Genomic DNA, 255 nt, shown 5'->3' on the forward strand with positions numbered 1-255 from the left:
ATTCACCTTCTTCCTCATTCATTGGGACGAAAAAATCGGACTCTTCATCAAATAACGATGTCTGATTCCCATCAATCTCTTCGTTCGTTCCCTTTGTCTTTTCACTGCGAGAGCCAAAAAGCATCTTCGTCAGTTTAAATACTTGGTTTGATAGATCCATATTTTGAGTCATGATGGTATCCAATTTATTAGTTAACTCGGAGAGTTGGTTCATTAATTCTTGATTTTGACGTTCTAATTCGGCTTTTGTCGGCA

Annotated in this window: 1 protein-coding gene; it reads right to left on the reverse strand. The window is 37.6% G+C overall.

From position 1 onward, the window contains the following. A partial coding sequence (locus ACEN4I_RS13660) for a hypothetical protein (RefSeq protein ID WP_407103319.1) occupies nt 1-255 on the reverse strand: 255 nt, incomplete at both ends.

Source organism: Desemzia sp. FAM 23990 (genome assembly GCF_045528485.1).
GTDB lineage: Bacteria > Bacillota > Bacilli > Lactobacillales > Carnobacteriaceae > Desemzia.